Below are 26,589 nucleotides of genomic sequence, written 5' to 3'. Positions count from 1 at the left end.
TAATGGAAAGTGGCCAACTGAAATTGTCGTGCCCGCTGCAATATCCGTTCGGACAGCGGCACGCGATGGACCTCGAACCGGAGTATCGCCACTGCGGACCGGTCACCCTGGTGCAGTTGCCCAATGGTGCCACTGGTTGGCTGGTCACCGATCACGGGCTGGTGCGCCAGGTGCTGGCCGACTCCCGCTTTTCCCGGGAACGGGCGAATCAGCCGCATGTAGCGCGCCTCTCGACCGAGGTGCTGCCTCCGGAGGCGATTCTGGCGACCGACCCGCCGCGGCATACCCGCTTGCGGACATTGATCGCGCCGATGTTCGCCCCGCGCCGGGTAGCTGCGATCGCGCCGGGGGCGAGTGAGCTGGCGCATCGGCTTGTCGATGAGTTCATCGCTGGTGGCGAGCCTGCCGACATTGTGTCCGGGTTCGCCGAGCCGTTCGCTGCCTCGGTGATCTGCGACATGTTCGCAGTCCCTGAGTGCTTCCGCCGAGAGATCTTCCTGCTGGGTGACGCGCTCAGTGCCCGTGACGCGACACCGGAGACACTGGCGGCGGCGCGCTCGCAGTGCGAAGAGCTGACCCGAGAGATGGCCGCGCAGAACCCGATCGGCCTGTTCGGGCTGCTGGGTCAATCCGAGGAAACCGACGCCGAAGTGCTGAACCTGGTCATCGCCTGCCTGATCGGTGGCCGGGGCACAGCGACGGTCTTCCTGTCCAGCGCGGTGTTCACTCTGCTTCGCGACCCGCGACGGTTCCATCAGCTGATCGAGCAGCCCACCTTGATCCCTTCTGCGGTGGAGGAGCTTCTGCGGTTCGTGCCGGCCGGAGTCGGCGGCGGATTCACCCGCGCGGCAACCACCGATGTGCAGCTCGGGCCCGTGTTGGTCCGCGCCGGGGAGGCAGTCATCCCCGTCACTCACGCTGCCAGCCGCGACCCGAAGGTCTTCGACGACCCGGACACCTTCGTGCTCGACCGCGGGACGCGGCTGCCGCATCTCGCGTTCGGGCACGGCACTCATTTCTGCGTCGGTGCGGGCCTGGCCCGGTTGGAAGCACGGATAGCCCTGGAGGCTTTGACCACCCGGTTGCCGGGGCTGCGACTCGCCGATCCCGCCGATGGCGGGACCTGGCGGGCGGGCCGGGTGGTGCGCTCCCTCGAACGATTGGACGTGGCATGGACGCGAGACTGATCATCGACCACAACCGCTGCGCGGGCACCGGAGTGTGCCTGCCGATCGCCACCGACCACCTCCAGCTCGTCGACGGCCTCGCCACGGCCACCGGCGACGGCACTATGGTGTGCATCGAGAAGGCCCGCGCCGCGGCCGCCTGCTGCCCTAACGATGCGATCACGGTGTGCGAGCGGGAACCGACAGGACTCGGGCATGATTCGCCGATCGTGACTCTGGGCCCGCCGGGGACCGATGCCGAGGCCGAAGCCTGCCGGCACGCATCGGTAGTGCGCCTGGTGGATTCTTTCGCCGACGCCATGGCGGCCGCGGCCGAGGGTGGAGTGCGGGCGCTGGTCGCGGCTGGATACCTGACTTTGGACGCGCACGACCGGACCACCGATTCTTGGGTTGATCAGCACTTCACGCATAGCGGGGTATTGCGGCTGCACCGCTGCTGGGAGAGCTTGACCAAGCCGATGTGTCTCGCGGTCCGGCGTGATCTGCCGCGCTCGGCACCGGTGGAGAGTGTGGCCGCCCATCCGGCGACCCGGATCTTCGCCAACCGGCACGCACCGGGAGCCAAGCTGGTGTCGGTGAACGCCAAGCCGCTGGCCGCCCGCGCGGCCGCTCACGGTGAGGTCGACGCCTGCATCGCCTCGGTCGATGTGGTCGCCCGATACCCGCAGCTCGAGGTTCGTGTCGAGTGGCAGCCGACGATGGTGTGGCTGCTCTACGGCAAGGACAGCGGCGATGAGTGAACCGCGTACGGTGGCGATACTCGGCGCCGGGATCATGGCCAACGCCGTCGCAGCCCGCCTGGATGCTCACGGTTTCGAGCTGCGCCGCTACAACTGCACCACTGCCGCGATCGACGGGCCCGCCATCGTGTGCGCGTCAGCGGCGCAGGCGGCCGAGGAAGCGGTGTTCCCTGTCAAGTCTGGCTGTGTTGCCGAACGGACTGACGAGAGGTCGTTGCCGAGACTGAGCTGCCCGAATTCTCCGCCTGTGTTGTCGGTGCCCGACCGTATGGTGGTCGCGTGACCGATATAGCCCCACTCGCCGCTTCGACTCGGGCGGTGTTCGGTGCGCCGGGCGTGCATGCTGTCGTGCGGTCCGGGCGGACGGTTCATGCGGTCCGCCTCGGGCAATGGGTCGGGGACGAGGAAGTGCCCGAACTTCTCTGTCACACGGGTGTCGCGGGCTGGTCGCCGACAGCGTTGGCACCGACTAGAGCGGAAGTCACCTGCGCTCGATGCCTGCGCCGGATCGGTCAGTCCAGCACTGTGTCCCGGCAGCTGCTGCTGTTCGGCAACGACGAGGAACCCGCCGCGGCCGGATAGCGGGCATCAGTTCGTCTCGGGATTGAGCGGGATGACGGTTCGCATGCTGCGCCCGGACGTGTGGGTAAGGCGGTCGTTTTCGACGGTGAGGACGTTGACGATTCGCGCGAATGCTTCGACGGATTGTTCGAGCTCATGGATCTTCTTGCGGGCTTCGGTGAGTTTGCGCCGGGTGGAATCGAGTTCGTCGCGCAGTTGCTGTTCGCTGGCGGGGGTGTGTCCTTGCGCGCGGACGCGGGCGTAGAACTCCTCTTTGAGGTCGGTGTGGCGGTGGGTGAGGACGTGGCGTTTGACGTCGGCCTCGGCGGCCAGGGCGACGACGGTGAGAGCGCCGTCGGATCGTAGCGGGGTCCCGGCCAGCAGCCGGTCGATCGCGGCGCGGATCTGGCTGCGTTGGTCGGTGGTCATCGTGGCTCCGGATCGGTGGTTGTGATGCGGGTGCGGTCGTGGGTGTCGGCAAGCTCGATCAGTGAGGCGGCGCGGTGTTTCAGCCGCTCGGCGACAGGCTGCGGGACGAGCGGCGAATCAGCCTGGGCGCGGATCTGGTTTGCCGCTGTGCGTAGTTGTCGGGCGTGGGTGTCGGTGCGGGCGATGTTCGAGCAGTTGGTGTGGCAGCGGTCCAGGCTCGGTGTTGGGGTGGGCCCGCTGGCGTTGGCGGGGTTGCAGAGGGCCTTGCCGGGGTCGTAGTTGCAGGCGAGGTAGGCGTCGGCGTTGTCGAACACGGTCAGCGCCGGATCCGCCAGCAGGGCTTTGGCCTGCCGGGGTGTGGTGACCAGACCGCCGAAGCGGTCGTGCTGCTCGTGCGCGGCGCGGATCAGCCGCCGGGCGGCGGGCCCGGAGACGCCCTCTCCGTGGTCGAGGGCGTCGTGGACCTCGCTGAGTTGTTCGGCGACCGCGCGAGCGGTTTCCAGGTCCAGCAGCTCGTGGATGCCGTCGCGTTGGCGGGTGGCGTAGCCCTCGCTGATCACCGTGCGCATGTGCCCGTATTGGACCGCGAGGGCGACCAGGCCGCCGGGTCGGCGGGCGATGTGCCAGGCCAGGCTCCGCCGGAACCGGGCGGTGCCGATGTTGCCGTGCGGGTCGGCAGGGATAGCGACCCCGCGGCCGTGCTTGGCGGTGTGCTCGTTGACCCAGTCGACGAAACCCTCGACCCACTGGACGACGGTGCCGCGAACCGGCGACCGGCCCTGCCTTTCACCGCGCTGGGCGGGAAACAGTAGTCCGGCAGGGCCGTTGAGGCGTTCCAGGACCCTGATGGCGGTGACCACGGGTGGAACTGCAACCCAGGGGACTTCGCGCAACTCACCAGCGGAGCGATGATTGCCGTCGGCGTCGCGGGCGGTCTTGAAATGCCGTGCATGGATGAGATGGCGACGGCCGCCGGAGCTGTCGTCGCGGCCTGGCCGTGGTTCGGGGCAGCAGCCGACTTCGAGGGCGAGTACTTCGCTCGGGCGCATCCCAGTCAGGTAGGCGATGACCACGAAGCACGCGGTGGTCAGCAGCCGGACGAATGGCTCGACCTGGTCGAAGTCGATGGCGCTGACCCAGGGATCGCCCTCGATCAAGCCGGTGATCGGGATGTCGAGCGGACAACGTCCGGGGTTGGTCTTGCGATAGCGCTGCCAGCGTGGAGTCTTCAGAACGCGGTGGACCTTCTTGTGCGGGGTGCCGGTGATCGCGGCGACATAGGTGGCCGCGGCGCCCGATCGGAGGGTGGTATGCGTGGGCAAGGGTTTCCCGGTTGCCTCCAGATCTGCGAGGTAGGCGATCAGTGCCGGCGGCGTTCCGCGGGGCAGGTCGGTGTCGGGTGTCTGGGCGACGACTCGCCGCAGTCGTTGTTCCTCGGCTCGGGCCGCGAGGATGTCGTCGGCGAACTCTTCAGTGAACTTCAATGCCCAGATCAGCAGCGGACCCATGGTGGCCGGGCTGATCGGCTCGGTCGAGTTCTCACCGGCGGCAGTGGCCGCGGGCAGATAGTCGTCGAAACCTTCGGTCTCCCAGGGCGGGACGCCGATGCGCGAGCGGGTCGGCAGGTAAGGCGCGAACGCGCGGAGCCGGGTCAGCGCGATGAGGTGGCTCGTGGCGGTGTTGCGCGCGACTTTACGGGTCTTGACCACGTAGTTTCCGTAGTCGGCAAGGACATCGGTGGTTGCTTGGGCCAGTTCGGTGATGCCGCGCTCGCTGAGCCAAGTTGCGAATACCCGCCAGGTCATGGCGGTGCCGAACATCCGTTGAGGGCTCAGCCGCGCCCGCATTGTCGAGCCTCCACGAGTGAGCACCGTGTCCGGGACCGGGAAGTTCAGCAGCGCCCAGACCGCGTGACGGAACTGCTCACGCAACTCCGCAGGGAAAGTCTGCCACTGAATCCGGTCGCTGGTAGTCGACGGATTGTCACTGATGAATGTCAGCGACCAGACCGGATCACCGAATCGGGGGATGAGCTCGCGGCGTTGTTCGGTGACCGTTGCCGGATCGACCACCGGATCGGCGGGAGCGGGCAGAGCTGGTTGCCGCCATGGTGCGGTCACGAGTCGAACCCCTTGCGCAGCAACAATTCGATGGACGTGCGGTCGCTGGCGTTGACCGCCTTCAGCGCGTCGGCCCATTCTGCTGCGGTGAACGAACTCTCCTTGAGCTGGGTCAGCCGGCTGTGGTGCTCGCGCCAATCGTGCTCCCAGGTCCGGGTGGGTAGAACGGTGCGCAGGCTTTCCAGTGCCTGGTGCAAGTAGGCCAGGCGCGGCAAATGCCGCGGTGTGACCACCGCGTTGGCGCAGGCCAGGCAGAGCAGAAACGATGCCCGGCAAGGCGATCCGTGCGGGCTGAACGGGCTGTGAGTGTAGTCGCCGCAGTTCGCCGTGGCAGTGTCGGTGCCGACGTCACCTGCGCAGGAATCATCGGTAACTCTCGCCGCGACAACAGCTTTAGCGTGGTCGACGGCATCGGCGATCCCCTCGGCGATCACCGCTTCGGCGCGCCGGTGCGTGGCCGGATCACGCAGAACGTAGACGCGGTCGTGAACGTCGAGGCTGTGCTGAGTGGGAGTGCGCCGATGCAGGACGGTCACCGTGCGCCGCAAACGACGCAGATTCAGCTCCCCGGCCCCGGTCACCTGGCTCCATCGACGGAAGACCGGGTTGACGATGCCGATGCCGGTGCGCAGCAGCGCAGCGCGATCGTTGACCAGCAGAGGAAGATGAACGTGCCAGACGATGAGCAGATCGGTCGCAGCGCCGTGAGCACGCAACAGGTCACGGGCTGGGGCGGTGGCCTCGATCGCGCGGGTGAACAGCCGTCCTGGCGAGTTCGGGCCCCAGTCGGTCAGATTGCGGGTCTCGTAACGATGAGCCGTGTGACGCCGCCGTTTCTCCAGCTCGGCCCGATAGACGATCGGCTCACCCGGCGCTGACGCGGACAGCACTTGCGGAACCACCATCTCCGAGACGGCCGTGAGATTCCAGCCGTGAGCACTCACGATCAGCGTCACCAGCGAGACCATCTCGACTCGGTCGAGAAACAGCCGCCGCCAGGTCCATTCCGAGCTGGTCCCGCCCAGCGCATCCAGGTAGGGCTCGACGACCCGACGACGTCCGTCCGCGCCGACATCAACAGGAACATCCCCGGTCCGCGCCAAATGGTCGAGCGCTTCACCCAGCACCCACTCGCGGCTGCCGTCGTCGAACGCGCCCGACCGCCAGGCATCCAGATGCGCCCGATTCTCGGCGATCCGCTGCCAGGCCCGCCGGAAGTGGCCGGCCGCAGCCTGTCTGATCTCCTCGAATTCCTCCGGCGAATACGCCGATTCCGTGGCACCCGAGTAAGCAACCCGTCGCAGCACCGCCTCGCGAGTCGCCTCGGGAAGCTGATCATCGCGCTTCAGCAGTGCTGCGATCTTGCGAATCTGTCTTTGTCCCAACGTCTTATTCGCGCGACTGACCCTCCACTGGTTCCAGACCGCCGGCGTGATGTCGGCGATGGACTGTGGTGCGGGGTCCAGTTGCGCGAGCCACCGGGTGAACGTGCGGACCAGGAACCACACCTCCGTGCTCGTGGCCGTCGATCGCCATTCCCCCGGTGGGTAGATCCGGCTCGCAAACGCCGCAGCGAGAGATCGCTGCAACGCAGCCGACACCGGCAACGCACCGAAGTCGAAGATCGCCCGCTGATCACCCTTCTCGCTGATGTGCGTGACCACCGCAGCGGCATCGTCGAGCACCGATGGCCGCCGGTGCCCTTCGGCCGGCAGCCCGGCGTGCACTCCTCGCGCCATCAGCCGGCCACCTCGGCATCGAGGATCCGCTCCGACGCCGCCGCCAGCTTCGCCAGCAGTTCGGCGACATCCGGATCGTCGTCCTCGATCAACAGGGACCGCACCTCCAGGTCCGAGACCGGGGCCAGGTAAATATCGCGGGTAACCTGTTCGCTCGCGTGCCCGAGCAGGTCTTTGACCATCCGCCAGGGCGACATGTAGAGCAGCATGTAGTCGCGGCGTTCCTCGGGCGTCAGATCCAGCCGCATGTCCAGCGCCCGATGCAACGCCACCAGCATGTAAAGCGCGAACGAATGCCGCGCCATATGCGGCGTCGCGAACGGCGGATCCGGCACCACCCCCGCCAGCGTCACCGCGCAACGCCGCGATGCCGCCCGGAACACAGCCTCCCAGGAATGGGCACCGAACGGGGTCCCGTCCTCGGCAAGCCACAACCACAGCGGCTCCAACCCGCTATCACTCTGGACGAACAGCCGCCGCCGCTCGTCCGGCTCCAGCGCATCGATCCGGCGTTCCCCGGTCCGGCCGTGCCGGTCGCGCCAATGCAGCACCCGTTGCTGCCACCCGGACTGCTTGACGACCAGCCAGATATCGTCCAACGCGTCGTAACGGCCTGCGGTTTGCGCCCGCCGGATCGCCCCCCTGCGGGTCGTAGCGCAATACGCCTCGACCTCCCGCAGCACGGTCGCGGAGATGTAGAACGTGCGGGCCCGCTTGCTCTTGGCCACCGCCGCTGCCAGCCGCGCCTCGACGTACCGCTGCGGCGTATTCGCCGAGGCAGGCAGCTCGATCGTCAACAGCGACCCGCCCTCCCCGAGCCGCAATCCGCTGCTCAACAGCAGGTCGGCGAACGCGGCATTGCGGTCGTCGTGACGGCCGCGCCAGGACGGGTCCATGCGGCCTTCGGCGGTGTAGCCACGCAGCCCGACATCGCGCCACAACCGAAACGCCCTGGGCGTCAACCATTTCACGTTCGAGGAACGGACGTCCTTCGCTCGCGCCTCGGCCACCTCCACCAGGTCCCCGTAGCGGTTGCGGACCGTCTTGACCCCGACCGGGCTCTCGGCCACAAACCCCTGCTTGACCGCCCACCCATAGAGCCGACTCAGCGCCGCCAACTCCCGGTTCCACTTCGAGCCGCTGATCCGCCGCATGTTCCGCGGCGACCGCCGCCGCCAATCCTCGAAGTCGAGCAAATCATCGTAATCTGCTGCATCCCAGTACTTCCCGCGGCTCCACAAGAAATTGAAGAACACCCGATAATCCGTGGTGTACGAGCGCTTCGTCGCCTTGCGAAGGTTCGCAAACGACGACCGGCCGAAGTAGCGCGTCAACCGCGCATCCACCCGGAAGTCCGGATCCACCATGAACGGGTCACCCGGATCCAGCCCGAAGGACTCCTCCCGCTCGACAAGATCCCGCCACTCATCCAGCAGCGGATGCTGACCGGACGGAGCAGCCAGCTCCGCGGAAACCCAATGCACCGTCCACAACCTGGACATCACCCTCCTCTATGTACTGCAACATGATCAGCTGCAACACACGGAGTTAATAAGGAATCGGTGGCAGTAGAAACCCGCTCGCCAGATTTCATTGGCGCGCGGCCGCACCCGCAGGACTCGCCAGTTGTGCAGGCTTCGCCGCACTGCGGCACCGGCAAGTAGTGAAGCAGGGATAGCCCAGATGCCGGGCACCAGTGCAGCGCCAACCAGGGTACTGACGGAGTGCGCCGCACCGGGCTCGGTGGGCTGGTAGGTCCTGTAGGCGTCGACGGCTGGCACCACCATAAGCAGTGCCATAAGCAGCAACACTGATGCGATGAGAAATAGCCGACCAGTCGGACGAGTCTCTGGCTCGCGGGCCAGGCTGGCGGCCAACGCCGAGGTTTGCGTGCGTTCAACCGTGGCAGTTCCGATCACGGGGACCAGCCCGCTCGCGGCTAAACCCGTCCCGCTGTATATAGCGGTGGAATAGTCGGTTGATACGCCTTGTGAACAAAGAGCGGGCACGCTCTGGACGAAATCAACCCGCCTGCACGTCGGACAGGTGATGTCCATAGTTACCTCCTTCGCTTATGTGCCGCACGGGAGACTCTGCGCCCGCCCTCCTGAACGCGTGGGTATATCCAACATGGCTTCGAATCCACTGTCGAGACTTAGATTGCCGGTAGGTTGCTGAGGGGCGAAGTTGTCGGCGTGTTGTGCATCCCGGGCGTGTCGTCTTTGCGAGACCTCAAAGGCCCCACCGTGTACGATGGTTCGTCGACTTGGAAGGTGAGGAGCCTGATCGTTGAGGGCCAGGGTCGTGGCGGCGCGCCGCCATGCGGCCAATCGGAACGTCTCAGAGGTGCGACGCATGCGGCAATGCACCCGGATCCGAACCCGAACCACTCGCAGGAAACTCTCAACAAAGTTGTTCGTCGTCGGGTCGTACAGCGCCCCGATTAGTTGCGGAGGCGACGGTGTTATCGACGATCAACGGCACCCCGGCCGCGTGCGCGACCTCGGCGATACCGGGAATGTCGAAGACCACGCTGCTGGGGTTGGCGACGGTCTCACCGAAGAACGCCTTGGTGTTCGGGCGCACCGCGGCCCGCCACTGCTCGAGATCGTCGGGATCGTCGACGAAGGAGACCTCGATCCCGAGCTTGGGCAGGCTGTAGCGGAACAGGTTGTAGGTGCCGCCGTACAGGTGCGGGCTGGACACGATGTGATCACCCGCGCCCGCGAGGTTCAAGATCGCATAGGTCTCCGCGGCCTGCCCCGACGCCACCAACAACGCCGCCACCCCACCCTCGAGCGCGGCGATCCGCTGCTCCACCACATCCTGGGTGGGATTCATGATCCGGGTATAGATATTGCCCGGCTCGGCCAACCCGAACAACGCCGCCGCATGATCGGTATCACGAAAGGCATACGACGTCGTCTGATAAATCGGCAACGCGCGGGCGCCGGTGCTGTCGTCGGGCGCTTGTCCGGCGTGGATCTGCTTGGTCTCGAAGCTCCACGCGGCGCTCGGGTCGGGTTCTGTCATCGGGGCGATGCTCCTCGGGGTTGCGGTTGCCGGTCAGGGAAAAGGGTGATCCGGCCATCACGCTAGGAAGGCCGGCCGCCGAGGGCGAGGGTTGCGTTCAGCTCGAGCCCAACCGTGGTCAGGGCGCCACACCCGGCCCCGAGCGCGGACAAGAGTGTTAGGGTCGCCGAGGAGTTCGGACCGGGAGGGGTTGTCATCACCGCATTCTTGATCGTCGCGCTGATCGTGGTCATCGTCCTGGCGTGCGTCTCGTTCTACATGGTGTACAAGCTCACCAAGGAAAAACGCGCACAGGAGCAGGCCCGGCCGTCCGCACCGGTGGACCCGTTCGCCGACAAGGACGCCGATGCCCTGCGCGGTGACCCGCGCGCCCTGAAAGCCGGCGACATCGTCGACATCTTCGGCCAGAGCTACACGGTGCGCGGCACCCTCCGCCTGACGGAAGGCGGGTACCAGTGGGCCGAACATCTGCTCGACACCGGCAAGGACGTGCAGCACTGGCTGTCGGTGGAAGAAGACCCCGACCTGGAGCTGGTGCTGTGGACCGAAACCGCGGGCCTGCCCGCGCCGGGGCCTGCCGAACTCGAGCACGAGGGCAAGCGTTTCCGCCTGGAGGAGACCGGCACCGCGCGATTCGCCAGTGAGGCCACCACCGGCCTCGCCCCCAGCGGCGTGCTGACCTACCACGACTACCTCGCCGACGACGGCACCCGCCTGTCGTTCGAGGAGTTCGGCGACGCGGGCCGCAAAGAGGGCACCCTCGGCCAGGTGCTCAACCGCAGTGCCGTCATGATCTACCCGCAGCAGCCATCGTGAGCGAGCGAACCATCAGCACAGCGCCCACGGGAACGGCGGAGCCGAGCGCCAGCGAGGCGGAGTCGTGAGCCGTACCGCTTGGCTGGTCACCGGCATCATCTCGGTGATCGTGGCGATCGCGTTGGTCATCGCCATCATCGCCCGCGTCGGCGACAGCGACGATCCGCGCGAGTACATCGCCGACACCTACACCCGCGCCGCCGCGCTGGACGAGCCGAACAACGGCATGGTCTACACCGCCGCCGCGGCGGCGCCGATCGTCGCGAACGAGATCGCCGGTGCGGTGCGGCCGCTGGACAAGCGCAGCACCGAGGACAAGATCTTCCTGCAATACCGCGACGACATCGTCGCCGTCACGCCGTACCAGGGCGGAGCCAAGATCCTGGTCGACGACTACCACACCGGCCATCGCAGGCACAGCCACTACGTCAGCGGCTACGGCTGGGCCAGCAGCGGCGGCGGTGGTTCCGGTGGTGGCTTCCGTGGCGGCGGCAGCGGCGACGGCAAATAGCGCCATCCGGCAGCACCGGCCCGCCCAGGACAACCGACGGACAATTCCGGCTCAGGAGGACAACATGCTCGAAGATCTCCCCGCGGACGCGGGCGCCGCGCTCGCGTACTGCGGGGTCGGGATCGCGCTGATGGCGCTCGGTTTCGTCATCGTCGACATTCTCACCCCCGGCAATCTGCGCAGGCAGATCTGGATCGAACGCAACCGCAACGCGGCGCTGCTGGTGTCGGCGAACCTGCTCGGCGTCGGCATCATCGTGGCCACCGCCATCTGGACTTCGCAGGGCGCGATCGGCGCGGCCCTCGCCTCCAGCGCGGTGTACGGCGTGATCGGCCTGGCCGCGATGGCGTTGGCGTTCCTGCTGCTGGATCTGGTCACCCCCGGTGAATTCCGTGGCGTGGTGGCCGAGAAGGAGCTGCATCCCGGCGTGTGGGTCAGCGCGGCCCTGCATCTCGCCGTCGCCGGTGTGGTGGCGGCCGGCCTGACCTAGTGCCCACCGCGGCGCCGACCGAGAACCCGCCCGATACCGGCGCACCCGGTATCGGCGGGGCGGTCACCGGTCCGCGTCGGCGGTTCGCCCGGATCGCGCTGCTGGTGACGGTATTCGTCTGTGCGGCGTGTGGTCTGGTCTACGAGCTGTCGCTGGTCACTCTCGGCAGTTATCTGATCGGCGATACCGCCGCGCAGGCCTCGATCACCTTGAGCGTGATGGTGTGCGCGATGGGCCTCGGTGCGCTGGCGGCCAAACCGTTGCGTCATCGCGCGGCCGCCGCGTTCGTCGGGGTGGAGCTGGCGCTGGCGACGGTCGGCGGGTTGTCGGTGCTGGCGCTGTACGCCGCATACGCCTGGCTCGACCTCTACACCGCGGCGCTGGTGTTGATCTCGATCGTCATCGGTGCGTTGATCGGCGCGGAGATCCCGCTGCTGATGGAACTGCTGCAACGGATCCGGCGCCAGGCCGCGGGCAGCGCGGTGGCCGATCTGTTCGCCGCCGACTACGTGGGTGCGCTGTTGGGCGGCTTGGCGTTCCCGTTCCTGCTGCTGCCGATGTTCGGGCAGATCCGCGGCAGCCTGATCGTCGGCGTGGTGAACGCGCTGGCCGGGCTGGCGTTGATCTTCGTGTGGTTCCGCGACGATCTGCACCGCGGTACCCGCTGGCTGCTGGGTTCGCTCACCGTGCTGGTGGCGGCGGTGCTGGTGGGCAGCTACCTCTACGCCGACCGCTTCGAGGCCACCGCTCAGCAGGCGTTGTTCGCGCATCCGATCGTGTGGCGGGAGCAGACGCCGTATCAGCAGATCGTGCTCACCGAATCGCTGTCGCCGTTCGGCAGCACCGATACCCGCCTGTTCCTCAACGGCGATCTGCAGTTCTCCTCGGTGGACGAGTACCGCTATCACGAGGCGCTGGTGCATCCGGCGCTGGCGGGTGCCCGCGCGAACGTGCTGGTGCTCGGCGGCGGCGACGGGCTGGCGTTGCGCGAGATCCTGAAGTATCCGGATGTGGCGGCCGTGACCCTGGTGGAACTCGATCCGGAGATGATCCGGCTGGCCGGCACCGATGCGCGGATCACCGCGTTGAACCGGCACGCGTTCGACGATCCGCGCGTCACCGTGGTCACCGCCGACGCGTTCTCCTGGCTGCGCGCGGCGCCACGGCAATTCGACGCGGTGCTGATCGATCTGCCCGATCCCGATCAGACCTCGATCGCCAAGCTGTACTCCACCGAGTTCTACGCGCTGGCCGCGGGCGCGCTCGCGCCGCGCGGCACCATGGTGGTGCAGGCCGGTTCCCCGTTCTTCGCACCGCGCTCGTTCTGGTGCATCGATGCCACGGTGCGTGCCGCGGGGTTGCGCACCCTGCCCTATCACGTGGATGTGCCGAGTTTCGGCGATTGGGGTTTCGTGCTCGCCAGCCGCGAGACCGAACCGCGGCTGGCACTCGACCCGCCGGCGCCGCTGCGCTCCATCGACGCGTCGAGTCTGGCCGCGGCGGCGGTGTTCGCGCCCGACCGCCGCGATACCGGCGAACGTCCGTCGACGCTCATGCACCCGCGCATCCTCGATCTCGAACGCGGCGAATGGCAGTGATCCGGACACGCGCCGGTCGCGGGTAGTTCTCGCGGCCGACCGCCACGGGACGGTACAACGGAAGAGTGAAGGCTTCGAAGCTCTTGACCGCTGTCGTCTGCGCCGTTGCCGCTTCCGTCGTTCTCACCGGTCCCGCGGCGGCGGCCCCTTCGGGTTCCCGCGTGGTGGCCGAATCTCCCATCGCGCCCCGGATTTCGCAGATCGAGGTGTATTCGCCGTCGATGGACAAGGTCGTCACCAACCGGGTGATCCGGGCCGCGGGCGCTGGTGCGCCGACGCTGTATCTGCTGACCGGCGCCGGCGGCGGCTCCGATGGCATCTCCTGGTGGAACGACACCGATGTCGCCCAGTTCTTCGCCGACAAGTTCGTCAATGTCGTGATGCCGGTCGGCGGCGGCTACAGCCTCTACACCGATTGGATGGCCGACGACCCGGTGATGGGCCGCAACAAGTGGCAGACCTACCTGACGCAGGAGCTGCCCGGCGTCATAGACGCGCGGCTGGGCGCCAGTGGCCGCAATGCCATTGCCGGGGTGTCGATGAGCGGCGCCTCCGCCATCGATCTCGCCATCCAGGGTGGTCCGCTCTACAGCGCGGTGGCGGCGTACAGCGGGTGCCCGTGGGCGACCGATCCGGTGGGTGTGTCGCTGGCCGGGGCGCAGGTGCTGCGCGGCGGCGGTAATCCGGGCAATGTCTGGGGTGTGCCGGGCGGTCCCGGCTGGCGTGCGCATGATGCGTTCCTGAACGCGCATCGGCTCGCGGGTAAGTCGATCTTCTTGTCGGCCGCCTCCGGTATTCCGGGCGGGATCGATAAGGGCGGGTTGCCGATGCCTCCGGTCGAGGCCATCGCGAGCGCCTGCACGGGTGCGTTCGCCAGCCGTTTGGCCTCGCTGGGTATCCCTGCCACGCATGTCAATCGGGCGTCGGGATCACACACGTGGGGGCAGTTCGAGACCGACTTGCACGACTCGTGGCCGCACTTGGCTCGCGCGATCGGTGCGTGAGGTGTCCGGCGCCGAGCCGGTGCGAAAACCCCCTGAACAGAGCAGTCCCCGGTAGTCTCCATCGATTCCATGAGCCTCAGTCGTCGCTGATGGCTCCGGTACTCGACTGGCTTGCCGGGGGCCTAGCCGGATCTTGAAGTGATGTGACCACCGTTCTTCGGACGTCTCCTTCGAACGCGTCACACCCTTCGGTGTTCCGGTATATGTCCAGTATGGCCCTGATCCGGCGTCAGTCAAGACCCCTGACGTAGCGATCCGGCGTCGCTTCGCCGCCCTCCGGCCCGCCTCATCCGCCCGGCCGCGGCAGCCCCTCGACCTGCTGCTGGATGCGGTCGAGCGCGGCGCGGATGGCCTCGATCTGGGCATTGAGTTCGGCGATGGTCGCCTCGTCCACCGCGGGAGCCGGTACGGCCGGGCCCGACGGCGGTGCAGGCCTGGGACGGCCCGGGGGTGGTGGTGCGGCGGGACCACCGCCCGGCGCGGTCGCGAGGTTACCGGTCTCGGGGCCGAAGACCTGATCGAGCGCCTCGGCCAACGTCGGGGCGTAGCCCACCCGGACGCCGCCGGTGCCCGGATCGCGGTAACTCACCAGCATCCGTGCCAGCTGCGGGAAGGTGGAACCGTTCGGTGCGGTCGAGATCCGCTCGGTGAACAGCGGTTCGACATACAGCACCCCGCCCTCGGCGATCGGCAGCGTGAGCAGATTGCCGTACTGGATGCGGTTGGAACGTTCGAGCAGGGTGCGTTCGGAGGCCACCCTGGTATCGGAGATCATCGAGTTCTGGATCTGCTGCGGCCCCTGGGTGAGGGTGTCGGTGGGCAGTTGCAGCACCGTGAATCTGCCGTAGTCGTCCGGATCGCAGGCGACGGAGATGTAGGCGGACAGGAACTCTCGATTGAACCCGACCATCGCACTGGCCAGCCGGAAGGACGGGTCGGCGGTTTCCGGATCGCCCATCAGCACGTAGAAGGGCGGCTGGTGCGGGTTGGTCTCGACGGTCGGATCACTGGGCACCGACCAGAACGCGTTGGTGGTGAAGAACTCTCGCGGCTCGTCCACGTGGTATTTGGCCAGCATCTCTCGCTGGATGGAGAACAGATCCTCCGGATACCGGAAGTGGGCGCGCAGTTCCTCACTGATCGCCTCCGGCGGCTCCACCGTCCCGGGGAAGACGTTCATCCACGCCGCCAGCACCGGATCGTCGCGATCGACCTGATAGAGGGTCACCGTGCCGTCGTAGGCGTCGACGGTGGCCTTGATCGAGTTGCGTACGTAGGAGATCTCCTCGAACGGTCCGCCCTCGGCTTCGTTGCCCGCGGCCAGCGCCTCGAGCGAACTGCGCTTGGCGTACGGGTAGCCGTCGACGGTGGTGTAGGCGTCGACGATCCACACGATCCGCCCGTCCACCACGGCCGGGTAGGGGTCGTTGTCGGTGCTCAGCCAGGGCGCGACCAGTTCGACCCGGTGGCGTGGATCGCGATTGAAGATGATCTTGGAATCGGCGTCGATGGCATCGGAGAAAATGATGTTGCGTTCGGCGTAGTGCACCGCGAACGCCAGCCGGTCGGCCCAGTTGCCGATCGGCACACCGCCCGCGCCGTCGTAGGTGTATTTGGTGCTGTCGGTGTCGTATTCGCGGGGCTCGCTGCCGCCGCCGACGATGGCGTAATCGGGGTCGGCCGCGGCGATCACTTCCCCGAAGTAGATGCGCGGCTGGTCCACCGGGATCACCTGCTGCCCGGACGCGGCGCTGGCGATATCGCTGACGGTGTAGATGGGATAGCCGCTGTTGCTGCTCTCCGCGTCCCCGGCCGCGTCGCGCACGGCGGCGTTCACCCGGTTGGCCGGTGCGGCGACGAAGCCGTTGCCGTGGGTGTAGACGGTGTGCCGGTTGACCCAGTGCCGCTGGTTGGCGCTGAGCGCACTCGGCGTCAGCTCCCTGGCCGCGACGACGTAATCGCGCAACTGCCCGTCGATGCGGTAGCGGTCCAGGTCCAGCTTGTCGGGGAAGCTGTAGAAGTTCTTCAACTGCTGCTGCTGGGTGAAGGTTCGCGACAGCACGTTCGGGTCGAGCAGGCGCACATTGGCGATGGTGGTGGCGTCGGCCGGGACCTGCGGTGGCGGCGTGGTCCCGATCCCCGGATACGGCTGATAGTCCACGCGGTCGCTACCGATCCCGTAGGCCTGTCTGGTGGCGGCGATATTGCGTTCGATGTAGACGCGTTCCTTGTCGGCGGCGTTGGGCCGCACCGACAGCTGCTCGACCGCCAGCGGCCACACCCCGCCCACCAGAATCGAGGACAGCAGCAACAGCGCGGCCGCCATCGCCGGGATGCGCAGATCGCGCACCACCACCGCGGAGAAGACGGCGGCGGCACAGATGAGGGCGATCGCGAACATGATCAACCGAGCGGGCAGCACCGCGTTGATGTCGGTGTAGCCGGCTCCGGCGAAGGTGGGTTCGCGGCTGTGGCTCGACAGCAGCGCGTACCGATCCAGCCAGTAGGCGACGGCCTTCAGCAGGATGAACGATCCGGCCAGCACCGCCAACTGCACCCGCGCCGCCGTGGTCAGGCCGGGGAATTTGCCGGTCAACCGGATGCCGCCGAACAGATAGTGCGCGGCGAGGGTGGCCAGGAGAGCGAGCACGACGGTGGCGAACAGCCAGCTCACCACCAGCCGGTAGAACGGCAGATCGAAGACGAAGAAGCCGATGTCGTGGCCGAATTCGGGGTCGTCGATGCCGAAGGCGCCGCCGTGCAGGAACAGCTGCACCGTCGTCCAGCGCGACTGCCCGATCAGCCCGCAGATCAGCCCGAGCGCGCCCGCGATACCGAGCCCGAACCACAGCGGCTTGCGCAGCACCACGCTGCGATAGGGCAGCAGATAGTCCTCGCGCTCGTCGTCGGCAATGAGCAGCGGCCGGTAACGATAGGCCCACCACATCGCCGCCAGCAGCACACCGCCGACGAACAGCCCGACGACGACGAACATCACCACCCGGGTGAGCAGCACGGTGCGCCAGACCTCGCGGTAGCCGACCTCACCGAACCACAGCCAGCCGATGTAGACCCCGATCAGCCGGGGCACCACCAGCAGCAGCACGACGAGCATCGCCACGGTGATCACCAGCAGCCGTACGCTGCCCGGCAACCGCCGCCAGCTGGGAATTTCGCGTGTGCTCATCACCGGCTCTCCCGTGGCTGCGCCGGCCGAGCGGGTGGGCGGCCGGCACGGGCCATGTGCACCGATAATACCGGCGCGCCGCGAACGGCCGCTCGGCTCAACCGGCGCGGGCGGGCACCTCGCTGAGCTGTTCGAGCTGAAACGCAAACGGCTGATGGACATCACGCTCGACGCGGTGGGCGTCGCGGAATTCGGGCCGCGGATCTTCGTCACCGCCCTGCGGGAGCTCCTCGACCGCTCCGGGCTACGGCTCGACCAGATCGACGCCTGCGTGCTCCCCGAGGGCAACGCCGAGTACTTCAGCCGTGAATTCGAGGAGGCGGGACTCACGCGGGCGGACTACGACCTGCTGCAATCCCGGATCGTCGAGAATCTGACCGATGTCGGCGCCACCGGCTCCCCCGCCGTGCTGCTCGCGCTCGACGCCGGGCTCGCCGAAGGCCGGATCACTCCCGGTAGCACCGTGCTGCTGGTCGCGATCGAAGCCAGCCGCTACGTATACGCCGGCCTTGCCTTGCGCTGGCCGGGCGACAAAAGCTGAGGAATGCCATGACCACAACCTCGATTCCGGCCCGCCGATTGTTCACCAGCGAGTCGGTGACCGAAGGCCATCCGGACAAGATCTGCGACGCCATCAGCGACGCGGTGCTCGACGCGCTGATCGCGCTCGACCCGGCCGCGCGGGTGGCGGTGGAAACCATGGTGACCACCGGCCAGGTGCATGTGGCCGGAGAGGTCGGCACCGCCGCGCAGGTCGACATGACGGCGATCGTGCGCGAGAAGCTGCTCGAGATCGGCTACGACAGCTCGCTGAAGGGCTTCGACGGCGCCACCTGCGGGGTGAATATCGCGATCGGCGCCCAATCCCCCGATATCGCCCAGGGTGTGGATCACGCCTATGAGGCGCGCGTCGACGGCGCCGGCGATCCCGTGGACCAGCAGGGCGCGGGCGACCAGGGCCTGATGTTCGGCTACGCCACCTCCGACACCCCCGAGTTCATGCCGCTGCCGATCGCCTTGGCGCACCGGCTGTCTCGGCGCCTGGCACAGGTGCGCAAGGACGGCACCCTGCCGTACCTGCGCCCCGACGGCAAAACTCAGGTGACCGTCGAATACGACGGGGACCGGCCGGTGCGCCTGGACACGGTGGTGATCTCGACCCAGCACGCGCCCGATATCGATCCGGATTCCCTGCTCGCCGCGGACGTGCGGGAGTTCGTGATGGATGCGGTGTTATCCGAACTGCCCGGTGGCTCGCTGGATACCGGCGATGTTCGGCTGCTGGTGAACCCGACCGGAAAGTTCGTCGTCGGCGGGCCGATGGGCGATGCCGGGCTGACCGGCCGCAAGATCATCGTCGACACCTACGGCGGCATGGCCCGGCACGGCGGCGGCGCGTTCTCCGGTAAGGACCCGTCGAAGGTCGACCGCAGCGCCGCCTATGCCATGCGCTGGGTCGCCAAGAACGCCGTAGCCGCTGGTCTCGCCGATCGCCTCGAGGTCCAGGTGGCCTATGCGATCGGGCGGGCGGCACCGGTCGGCCTCTTCGTGGAGACCTTCGGTACCGAGAAAACCGACCCGGCCAGGATCCAGGCCGCCATCGGTAAGGTGTTCGACCTGCGCCCCGCCGCGATCATCCGCGATCTGGACCTGCTGCGCCCGCTGTACGCGGGCACCGCGGCCTACGGGCACTTCGGCCGCACCGATCTCGACCTGCCGTGGGAGCGCTGCGACCGCGTCGACGAGCTGAAGGCGGCGGTGGCGTAACCGATCACTCCCCCACGACGGCCGCGAGCCATTCCACCAACGGCCGCTGTGCCTCCCACGCCGCGCGGATCTCCGTCGCGGCGCGCGGTGTGGGCAGCCAGTCCGGCGCGCCGAAATCGCGGTGGGCGGTGAGGGATTTGTGGCGCAGCAGCTCGATGCGTGGATGGTCGGCGGGGTAGCCCTTCGGTGTGGTTTTCAGCCGGTCCCCGCCGATCTCGTATCCGGCACGCCCGAGTTCGGCGAGGATGGCGGCCAGCTCCGCGCCGCGCACCTCGTCGTCGATGGTGGCGCGCAGCCGGGCCAGCTTGTCCGGTGTTCCGCTGTAGTACCCGGCCGCGACGAACAGGCCTGCCGCCCCGATCTGCACGTACCAGCCGACCCCGGGTGCCGCGCCGACGACCACGCCCTGGTGGGTCTTGTACGGCGATTTGTCCTTGGAGAAGCGCACGTCGCGGTAGGGCCGGAAGAGTTTCGCGGACCCGAAGTCGGCCTCCAGCTCCTCGATCAGCGCCAGCATCGGCGCCTTCACGGATTCGTCGTAGACCTGCTTGTGCGCGGCCCAGAACGTCTTCGAATTATCCGCCTCCAGATCTTCGTAGAAGTCCAGACCGGCGAACGGGAACCCACCGAAACGACCCATGGCTAGACGATATGCCCCGGGTCCGACATCGGCTCTCAGAACTTGCCGCTGTGGTGCTCGACGCGGTGGCCGAGCCGCGCGGCGAACTCCGCCACGAACTCGTCGGTCAGCGGCGGCCAGCCCCAGAAGTCGAAAGCCAGTGCGCCGAGCGCGAAGCCGGACGGCCACCGCCATTCGGTGACCGAGCTCCTGACATCGCACCGGCCGCAGCGAGCACGTCCGATGCCGGTTCGCTTCCACTGGTCGATGGCCTCGCCGAAGGGACGCCATACCTCGGGGTCGGCCTCCCACCGCTGCGGATAGTCGATGATCACGGTGGTGGCGCCGCAGCTCGGGCAGGTCGCCGATTCCGGCTCGAGCTCACCCTGCCCACCGTGGTGATCCTCGCGTCCGACGACAACGGCGACCGGGCCCGGCTGCCAGTCATCGCCCCATTCCTGAGCGATCTGCCGCCACTCCGGCCCGGGAAGGTACCCTGCGTCGACGTTCCTGCTGTACACGCCGTCACCGGACAGCTCCCGAGACAGCAGCCCGCGCGAAACCATCCAATCGACCATGCGCACCGCCACGGCACCGGCCTCGTCGGCGCTCACCTGCACATCGACGATGCGCTCGAAATAATCACCCATCAGCTTCATCCCGGCATTCTCATCGCCGACGAAGCTACCGAACGAACCGGCCGCGCGCCGCGTGGATCACCGGGCTCAGTGGGCTCCCAGTGCGTCGAGGATCATCGGGCGCGCGGTGGCGAGGGCCTGCTGCCAGTAGGCCCAGGTGTGGGTGCCGTTGACGATGTCGACGCGCGCCGGGACGCCGAGGGCGTTGGCCCGGTCGCGGAAGATCTGCGCGGCGATCATGGTCAGCACTTCCAGGCCCATCGCGTTCATCGTATTGCCCACCCCGTACGGCAGGTCCGGTGCGCCGGGCACGCCGTTGCCGCTGGTGACGTAGATCGGCAGCCCGCGCAATCGTCCGGCCTGCACGGTGGCGTCGTTGCGGGCCCAGGCCGGATCACCCGGCGGACCCCACATGTCGTCCGGGTTGTACTGCCCTTCGTCCCACATGGCGGCGCGCATCGCCTCACTCCACATCGGGAAGGTCGGGTTGATGAAGCCGGAGAACGATCCGGCGAAACGGAACTGGTCGCCGTGGTAGGCGGCGAGGATCAGCGCCGCGTTGCCGCCCATGGAGGCGCCGACGACGGCATTGTTGCTGCGTGAGACCCCGTAACCGGCGAGAAAGTCGGGCAGTTCCCTGGTCAGGAAGGTTTCCCATTTGTAGGTGATCTGCTGGCCGTTGGTGTGGCTCGGCCGATACCAGTCGGTGTAGAAGCTCGACCGGCCGCCGACCGGGAACACCAGCGTGACATCGTCGCCGGCGAATTGCCGCAGCGCGTCGGTGTCGCTGGTCCATTGACTGTGATCGTGTGGTGCCCGCAGGCCGTCGAGGACATAGAGCGCCGCACTACCGCCGCGCGCTGCCCATTGCACCTGCACCTTGATCGGGCCCATGCTCGACGGCACGAACAGTTCTTCGAACCCGCCGGCCGGCGCCCGTAGCGCGGGCGAGCGGACCGGTGCGGCCGCGGCGACCGCCGCCACCGACGACATCACCAGCATTGCTATGAGCATGACGGCGGCTCTGCGAACCCCCATCCGCCGGCTATCCGTTCGTCTGCTGATCGCGCCACCCCGGCCACTCGCATACCTCCCACCGCATCGACTGGAAGTTACCGAAGAGAACCAATTTACGCTGTCAGAGCCGGTAGGGATGTCGCCGACGCGCCGCTGGCGTGTCGGTCATCGCCACCGCGCGACCGGCGGGCACGGCCGAGGCGCCGAGAAATTTTCACCGAATCGCCGGAGACCGATTTCCCACTGTGCGCAGTATCTACCGTTGATCGCAAATGTCCGTTTCGATACGCACGAGAATTTTGTCAGCCTTTTCCATACCGGCAGTCCGAATTGGTCTCGTATCGGCACACCAGGCAGATACCCCGTCGATAGCGCTCCGAATCACACTGGACGTTGGTAGATTTCGACTGTGGGCGGTCCGGCGCAGTGCCGTCCGGGGGTTTCATCGATGTAATTCGGGGATGTTTTTCGACCATGACTGACAAAAATTATTCTCGTCAATTCACGCCGGTGGCGACGATTATATGACCGCCGCCGTCACCGGTTTCTCCGGTCGCGGCGGAGCGTCGGCGTCGGTCACACTCCAGCGGTTCTCGGACCTGGTCGCCGCGATCTACGAGGCCGGAGCCGAGCCGAACCGATGGGACAGCGCGATCGGTGAGATCACCGCTGCCTTCGGCGCCATCCGCGGACTGCTCGTCCTCCCGGAACCGGCGGGCGGCGGATTCGTCGTCGCCGCCGCGGGCGCCGAACTCGCGCCAGACATCCATGAATACCTCGTCCGCGCCGCCGACCGCATCCAGCAGCTACCCGCAGGCGCTCCCGTCACCAGCGATGAAGTGCTACCCCCGGCCCGCGGCGGCAACGGGGGCCGCGGCGATCCGCACGGCCTGGCCAACAGCTTCCTCGCCCGCCTCGACAGCGCGCTGCCACCCGCCTGGATCTGCCTGACCATGCCCGCGCAGGTCGACGCCGCCCGGCATTCCGCGGGCCGCGCGCTACTGCGGGTGCTGGTGCCGCATCTGGGCCGAGCCGTGCGCAATCAATCGGCGTTGCTCGAGCTGACCCGCGAACGCGCCGTCGCCCTCGCGACCCTGGAGAAGGCGCACTACGGGATCATGATCGTCACCGCGGACGCCGCGGTGATCTTCGCCAACTCCGCCGCCATGGACATCACCGGCGACAGCGACGGCCTATCCGCCGACAGTTCCGGACGGCTGCGGGCCAGCCCGCCGGCCAATCAAGCGCGGTTGAGCACGCTCATTCGCGAGGCCGCCGGCCCGGAAGGTTCCAGCGGCAATGTCGCGATCACGCGTCCGTCCGGCAGGCGGCCGCTGATCGTCCGCATCACTGCGCTCGACGGGGTGCCCGCCGACCCCTCGCCCCGGCCGCGCGCGGTCTTGCTGCTGGTGGTGGATCCCGATCACGATCTGGAGCCGACGCCGAAGGCACTGCACGATCTGTACGGGTTGACCGACGCCGAGACCCTGGTAGCCATGGGCGTCATCCGCGGCGACGGTTTGCCTGCCGTCGCCGATCAGCTCTCGGTCTCGTTGTTCACCGCGCGCACGCACCTGCAGCACATCTTCGTCAAGACCGGCACGCACCGCCAGGCGGAGCTGGTGCGATTGCTGCTGTCGAGCGCTATTGCCGCGCAGTGATTTCTCTTGCCGCGCAGTGATTTCCAGACGGTTCACACCGGCCGGAAACCGGTACCCAATCCGCCGCGCATGGCGACGTCGTCGAGAATTCTGGTGAAATTGACACCCACATGCGGGCCGAGGCACGGAACCGAAACATATCCGTTGACCAGTGCCACCAGTGTCGTGCCGACGACCACGGGCCCACCGGAATCACCGACGAGCACACAGATCTGGGTGAGCGTCCAGGTCGCGGTATCGAACACATCCCCGTAGACCAGTCCACAGGTCTGCCCGGTCGTACGGCCCTGCTTGCACGCGATCGCCGGGAACTGCGCGGGCAGACCGACCTCGGTGATCGTGGTCGCGCCGACCCGGTTCACCGGAACCACCTTGTCCGCGTCGAAGCGGATCACGGCGTAGTCGAGCTCCTTGTTGACGTAGTCGATGGTGCCGACCGGACCCGCTTCCGGATTCGATTCGGCGGAAACGCCTGCCCCCGGCTGGTTGCAGTGGCCTGCGGTGAAGCCGACCATCCGGCCGGTGTCGTCCCAGCCGATGGTGGCGAGCGAACAGGTCGCTCCGTCGTCGAAGACGATGCCCGACCCACCGCCGAGGACGACCAGGGGCGCGGCCTGCGCGCTCCCGATGGCCGTGCCCGCCACGCCGAGGATGACGGCCGCGAGCACGAGAAGGAATTTGCCGAACATGGTTCTCCCCAGGTGGTCGGCCGAGGAGCAGGGGCACTCCCGAACGGAGTACGAGAGTGCCCTCGTTTCCCCTCGGTCCTGGCATCGGTCGGATCAGACGACACACACCGGGAACAGGATCGGCACCGTGATCAGCACAATCCCGCACGCGAGGAATGCGCCGGGAATGGTGATGAACGGCGACAGCACGGCCGGCTGTACTTCGACCGGAACCGGTGCGACTGGTGCGGGAGCAGGCTCCGCGGCCGGTGCCGCGCTTGCTACCCCGGCGCCCATGGCGATCAACGGCGCGCACGCCGCTGCTGCTATGGCAGAGCGAACCTTGGTGCTAGTCATGACATTTCCCTTACTGTCAGCATTCTTGGTCATGGCCGACCCGGCTCTCCGGGTTGCCACAATGTTCAGCACAGCACCGTTGCGGCGGAAAATCCTCACGCGAACAGATGAGATGGGTTCGCCGAGACCGAAAAAGTCACCGAGTCGGGAAATGACACAGGTTCACACTCGCCAAGCTAGTTGAACGATGGTACAACTTGTACTATCGTTCAACTACCTACCTTGGAGGGTGCCGTGTCGCGAGTCGACATCCGGGATACGACCGCGCGCGATTGGGCGGGCCTGGCCTTGCTTGCACTGCCGACAGTGCTGCTCGGCCTCGATGTCACCGTGCTGTATCTGGTCCTGCCCCGGCTGGCCGAGGCGCTGAATCCGTCTGCGACACAATTGCTGTGGATCATGGATGCCTACGGCTTCTTCATCGCCGGGTTCCTGCTCACCATGGGCACCCTCGGCGACCGGATCGGCCGCAGGCGGCTGTTGGTGATCGGCACGACGGCCTTCGCGGCAGTATCGATCCTCGCCGCCTTCGCCCCGAACGCCGAACTGCTGATCGTGGCCCGCGCCCTGCTCGGCATCGCCGGGGCGACGCTCATGCCGTCCACGCTCTCGTTGATCTCCAACATCTTTCGCGACCCGCGGCGGCGCGCGGTCGCGATCGGCATCTGGGCGACGATGTTCGCGCTCGGCATGGCCGCCGGGCCGGTGCTCGGCGGCGCGCTGGTCGACACCTTCTGGTGGGGTGCGGCGTTCCTGCTCGCTGTTCCCGTCGCCGTCATCGTGGTGGCCTTCGCGCCGGCGCTGCTTCCCGAACATGCCGATCCGGAGGGTGGACGGCTCGATCCGGCCAGCGTCGCGCTGTCGCTGGCCGCGATCCTGCCGGTGATCTACGCGGTCAAACACGCCGCCGCGCATCGGCCCGACCTCGGCACGGTATTGCTCACGCTCGCCGGTCTGGTGGCCGGAGCTATTTTCGTGCGGCGTCAACGGGGGCTGACCGCGCCGCTGCTGGACGTCACGCTCTTCGCCAACCGGGCGTTCTCCGCGGCGCTGGGCGTGCTGCTGATCGGACTGATAGGCGTCGGCGGAACGATGTATCTGGTCACCCAGTATCTCCAGCTCGTCGAGGGCATGACGCCCTTGACCGCCGGGGTGTGGATGGGGCCGCCCGCGCTCGCGATGTTCGCCGCGGCGATCGGCGCGCCACTGCTGGCGCGGCGGATCCGGCCAGGACTGCTCATGGCCGCCACGCTCGGCCTGTCGGTGCTCGGCTATGTCCTGTTGACTGTCGCGGGCACCGGAGATGCCGGGCTGGTGGTCGCCGGATTCGCTTTCGTCTATCTCGGTCTCGGCGCGATCGCCGCCCTCGGCACCGACATGGTGGTCGGCGCCACTCCGGCCGCGCAGTCCGGTGCTGCCGCGGCGATGTCGGAGACGGTCCAAGAGCTCGGCCTCGCCGTCGGTGTGGCGGTCCTCGGCAGTCTCACCACCGCGCTCTACTCCGCCCGCATCACCGCGCCCGCGAATGTGACAGCGGCGGTCGGAGACCGGGTCACCGACAGCCTTGCCGGTGCGCTCTCGGTCGCCGATCGGATTCCGGCCGAGACGGTGCACGCGGCGCGGGAGGCGTTCACCAGCAGCGTGAATGTCGCCGCCGCCGTCGCCGGTGTCGCCATCGTCGCGGCGGCCGTAGTCTGTCTGGCGACCTTGGGGCATCTCCGCCCGCTCGGCGACGATCGCGACGACGACGCCGAGGCGATGTGCCCGACCGGCCCGGAGCCCGCAGGAGGGGAGCATGGACACCGCGAGCGAGCCGATCGACGGGCGCAAGGCCAGGGGCAGTAGACGGCGCGCCGAGATCATCGAGGCCACCCTCGCCGTCGTCACCCGCGACGGCGCCGCCGGCGTCACCCACCGCACCGTTGCCAAAGAGGCGGGCATCACCACCAGCCTGAGCACCTACTATTTCGCCACACTCGACGACCTGCTCGTTGCGGCCCTGTCCTCGGTCGCCGACACCTACACCGCGCGCATCCGCGAGATCATCGACGCCCCCGGCGACAAGCTGCGCGGGCTGGCCGAGCTGATCGTGGAATCCGCCGGACCGGGCCGCGAGCGGGCCCTCGCCGAACGCGAACTGTCCACCCTCGCCGCCCGCCGCCCCGCGCTCGCGCCCGTCGCCGTGCGCTGGCGAACCGACGTCGCCGAGCTCGCCGCCACCCTCACCGCCGACCCGGACGCCATCACCGCTGTCGTCGCCGCGACCGACGGACTGTGCACGGCCCTGTTGCTCGACAACGCACCGGCCGACCCGGACTGTGTGCACCGGATCCTCGGTCGCGCACTCGCGCCGCCCGACTCGGCATGAAGCCCCCGCCCGCGAGCTCACCAGCCTGGGAACCCCGGCCGACCATCGTTCCGGGTACGGTGTCAAAGCCCCCGATCAC

At 67.6% G+C, this 26,589-nt stretch carries 25 protein-coding genes; 13 read left to right on the top strand and 12 right to left on the bottom strand.

Annotation, left to right across the window (positions count from 1 at the left end):
* Window positions 1–2: 2 nt before the first annotated feature.
* The 3 genes from AC5W7N_RS18560 to AC5W7N_RS18550 are packed head-to-tail and all read left to right on the top strand — an operon-like array spanning window position 3 to window position 2,210.
* Window positions 3–1,187: a cytochrome P450 gene (locus AC5W7N_RS18560; RefSeq protein WP_048833160.1), complete on the top strand. Its 1,185-nt coding sequence runs from the start codon at window positions 3–5 to the stop codon at window positions 1,185–1,187.
* Window positions 1,172–1,927, top strand: a complete 756-nt coding sequence (locus AC5W7N_RS18555) for a ferredoxin (RefSeq protein WP_014349837.1) — start codon at window positions 1,172–1,174, stop codon at window positions 1,925–1,927. The genes AC5W7N_RS18560 and AC5W7N_RS18555 overlap by 16 nt, the downstream gene beginning before the upstream one ends.
* A gap of 34 nt (window positions 1,928–1,961) precedes the next feature.
* Window positions 1,962–2,210, top strand: a complete 249-nt coding sequence (locus AC5W7N_RS18550; RefSeq protein WP_228784449.1) for a hypothetical protein — start codon at window positions 1,962–1,964, stop codon at window positions 2,208–2,210.
* A gap of 305 nt (window positions 2,211–2,515) precedes the next feature.
* Here the strand turns inward: AC5W7N_RS18550 and AC5W7N_RS18545 are convergent, their stop codons facing one another.
* From AC5W7N_RS18545 to AC5W7N_RS18520, 6 genes are all read right to left on the bottom strand, one after another.
* On the bottom strand, window positions 2,516–2,917 hold the full coding sequence (locus AC5W7N_RS18545; RefSeq protein ID WP_014349838.1) for a hypothetical protein: 402 nt from the start codon (window positions 2,915–2,917) through the stop codon (window positions 2,516–2,518).
* Entirely contained in the window at window positions 2,914–5,037 is a 2,124-nt protein-coding gene (locus AC5W7N_RS18540; protein WP_036542375.1) for an integrase, read from the bottom strand. The genes AC5W7N_RS18545 and AC5W7N_RS18540 overlap by 4 nt, the downstream gene beginning before the upstream one ends.
* On the bottom strand, window positions 5,034–6,764 hold the full coding sequence (locus tag AC5W7N_RS18535; RefSeq protein ID WP_036542370.1) for a hypothetical protein: 1,731 nt from the start codon (window positions 6,762–6,764) through the stop codon (window positions 5,034–5,036). The genes AC5W7N_RS18540 and AC5W7N_RS18535 overlap by 4 nt, the downstream gene beginning before the upstream one ends.
* Window positions 6,765–6,775: 11 nt before the next feature.
* The gene (locus AC5W7N_RS18530) at window positions 6,776–8,278 is read right to left on the bottom strand and encodes a site-specific integrase (RefSeq protein ID WP_014349841.1); all 1,503 of its coding nucleotides are present in this window, start codon (window positions 8,276–8,278) and stop codon (window positions 6,776–6,778) included.
* A gap of 27 nt (window positions 8,279–8,305) precedes the next feature.
* Window positions 8,306–8,833: a hypothetical protein gene (locus tag AC5W7N_RS18525; protein WP_130915580.1), complete on the bottom strand. Its 528-nt coding sequence runs from the start codon at window positions 8,831–8,833 to the stop codon at window positions 8,306–8,308.
* Between the two features lie 346 nt (window positions 8,834–9,179).
* On the bottom strand, window positions 9,180–9,809 hold the full coding sequence (locus AC5W7N_RS18520) for a PLP-dependent transferase (protein WP_495921938.1): 630 nt from the start codon (window positions 9,807–9,809) through the stop codon (window positions 9,180–9,182).
* Window positions 9,810–10,016: 207 nt separating this feature from the next.
* On the opposite strand from AC5W7N_RS18520, the gene AC5W7N_RS18515 reads away from it, so the two are divergent.
* From AC5W7N_RS18515 to AC5W7N_RS18495, 5 genes are all read left to right on the top strand, one after another.
* Window positions 10,017–10,625, top strand: a complete 609-nt coding sequence (locus tag AC5W7N_RS18515; RefSeq protein ID WP_228807074.1) for a DUF4178 domain-containing protein — start codon at window positions 10,017–10,019, stop codon at window positions 10,623–10,625.
* Between the two features lie 64 nt (window positions 10,626–10,689).
* Window positions 10,690–11,136 (top strand): DUF4247 domain-containing protein, encoded by a 447-nt coding sequence (locus AC5W7N_RS18510; RefSeq protein WP_194992522.1) that lies wholly within the window; start codon window positions 10,690–10,692, stop codon window positions 11,134–11,136.
* Window positions 11,137–11,200: 64 nt separating this feature from the next.
* Complete coding sequence (locus AC5W7N_RS18505) at window positions 11,201–11,626, top strand: DUF350 domain-containing protein (protein WP_138447042.1); 426 nt, start codon at window positions 11,201–11,203, stop codon at window positions 11,624–11,626.
* A 50-nt stretch (window positions 11,627–11,676) separates the two neighbouring features.
* Window positions 11,677–13,224 carry a polyamine aminopropyltransferase gene (locus AC5W7N_RS18500; RefSeq protein ID WP_495924150.1) on the top strand — a complete coding sequence of 516 codons (1,548 nt, stop codon included), beginning with the start codon at window positions 11,677–11,679 and terminating at the stop codon, window positions 13,222–13,224.
* Window positions 13,225–13,289: 65 nt separating this feature from the next.
* The gene (locus tag AC5W7N_RS18495; RefSeq protein ID WP_495921937.1) at window positions 13,290–14,228 is read left to right on the top strand and encodes an alpha/beta hydrolase; all 939 of its coding nucleotides are present in this window, start codon (window positions 13,290–13,292) and stop codon (window positions 14,226–14,228) included.
* Window positions 14,229–14,514: 286 nt separating this feature from the next.
* On the opposite strand, the gene AC5W7N_RS18490 is transcribed toward AC5W7N_RS18495, so the two are convergent.
* On the bottom strand, window positions 14,515–17,415 hold the full coding sequence (locus tag AC5W7N_RS18490) for a UPF0182 family protein (protein WP_195019807.1): 2,901 nt from the start codon (window positions 17,413–17,415) through the stop codon (window positions 14,515–14,517).
* Here AC5W7N_RS18490 and AC5W7N_RS18485 point away from each other — a divergent pair.
* Both AC5W7N_RS18485 and metK read left to right on the top strand, forming a co-directional pair.
* Window positions 17,408–17,956 carry a 3-oxoacyl-[acyl-carrier-protein] synthase III C-terminal domain-containing protein gene (locus AC5W7N_RS18485; protein WP_495921936.1) on the top strand — a complete coding sequence of 183 codons (549 nt, stop codon included), beginning with the start codon at window positions 17,408–17,410 and terminating at the stop codon, window positions 17,954–17,956. The two genes, AC5W7N_RS18490 and AC5W7N_RS18485, sit on opposite strands and share 8 nt — an antisense overlap.
* An 8-nt stretch (window positions 17,957–17,964) precedes the next feature.
* Window positions 17,965–19,182: a methionine adenosyltransferase gene (gene metK / locus AC5W7N_RS18480; protein WP_495921935.1), complete on the top strand. Its 1,218-nt coding sequence runs from the start codon at window positions 17,965–17,967 to the stop codon at window positions 19,180–19,182.
* Between the two features lie 4 nt (window positions 19,183–19,186).
* On the opposite strand, the gene AC5W7N_RS18475 is transcribed toward metK, so the two are convergent.
* The 3 genes from AC5W7N_RS18475 to AC5W7N_RS18465 all read right to left on the bottom strand — a co-directional run bounded on the left by AC5W7N_RS18475 (window position 19,187) and on the right by AC5W7N_RS18465 (window position 21,477).
* On the bottom strand, window positions 19,187–19,822 hold the full coding sequence (locus tag AC5W7N_RS18475; protein ID WP_195019809.1) for a DUF2461 domain-containing protein: 636 nt from the start codon (window positions 19,820–19,822) through the stop codon (window positions 19,187–19,189).
* Window positions 19,823–19,857: 35 nt separating this feature from the next.
* Complete coding sequence (locus tag AC5W7N_RS18470; RefSeq protein ID WP_495921934.1) at window positions 19,858–20,460, bottom strand: hypothetical protein; 603 nt, start codon at window positions 20,458–20,460, stop codon at window positions 19,858–19,860.
* 66 nt (window positions 20,461–20,526) lie between these two features.
* Window positions 20,527–21,477 carry an alpha/beta hydrolase gene (locus AC5W7N_RS18465; protein ID WP_495921933.1) on the bottom strand — a complete coding sequence of 317 codons (951 nt, stop codon included), beginning with the start codon at window positions 21,475–21,477 and terminating at the stop codon, window positions 20,527–20,529.
* Between the two features lie 503 nt (window positions 21,478–21,980).
* Here AC5W7N_RS18465 and AC5W7N_RS18460 point away from each other — a divergent pair.
* The gene (locus tag AC5W7N_RS18460) at window positions 21,981–23,117 is read left to right on the top strand and encodes a helix-turn-helix transcriptional regulator (RefSeq protein WP_495921932.1); all 1,137 of its coding nucleotides are present in this window, start codon (window positions 21,981–21,983) and stop codon (window positions 23,115–23,117) included.
* Window positions 23,118–23,149: 32 nt separating this feature from the next.
* On the opposite strand, the gene AC5W7N_RS18455 is transcribed toward AC5W7N_RS18460, so the two are convergent.
* Together AC5W7N_RS18455 and AC5W7N_RS18450 are read right to left on the bottom strand one after the other, a co-directional pair.
* Window positions 23,150–23,806: a chymotrypsin family serine protease gene (locus AC5W7N_RS18455; RefSeq protein WP_490724688.1), complete on the bottom strand. Its 657-nt coding sequence runs from the start codon at window positions 23,804–23,806 to the stop codon at window positions 23,150–23,152.
* Between the two features lie 93 nt (window positions 23,807–23,899).
* Window positions 23,900–24,175: a hypothetical protein gene (locus AC5W7N_RS18450; protein ID WP_194990287.1), complete on the bottom strand. Its 276-nt coding sequence runs from the start codon at window positions 24,173–24,175 to the stop codon at window positions 23,900–23,902.
* A gap of 147 nt (window positions 24,176–24,322) precedes the next feature.
* Between AC5W7N_RS18450 and AC5W7N_RS18445 the strand changes: the two genes are divergently transcribed.
* Together AC5W7N_RS18445 and AC5W7N_RS18440 are read left to right on the top strand one after the other, a co-directional pair.
* On the top strand, window positions 24,323–25,987 hold the full coding sequence (locus tag AC5W7N_RS18445) for an MFS transporter (RefSeq protein ID WP_495921931.1): 1,665 nt from the start codon (window positions 24,323–24,325) through the stop codon (window positions 25,985–25,987).
* The gene (locus AC5W7N_RS18440; protein ID WP_194990288.1) at window positions 25,938–26,510 is read left to right on the top strand and encodes a TetR/AcrR family transcriptional regulator; all 573 of its coding nucleotides are present in this window, start codon (window positions 25,938–25,940) and stop codon (window positions 26,508–26,510) included. Before AC5W7N_RS18445 ends, AC5W7N_RS18440 begins: the two co-directional genes overlap by 50 nt.
* Window positions 26,511–26,589: the final 79 nt, after the last annotated feature.

This window comes from Nocardia sp. CDC519, assembly GCF_059509835.1.
This window is presented reverse-complemented; position numbering and strand designations above follow the sequence as displayed.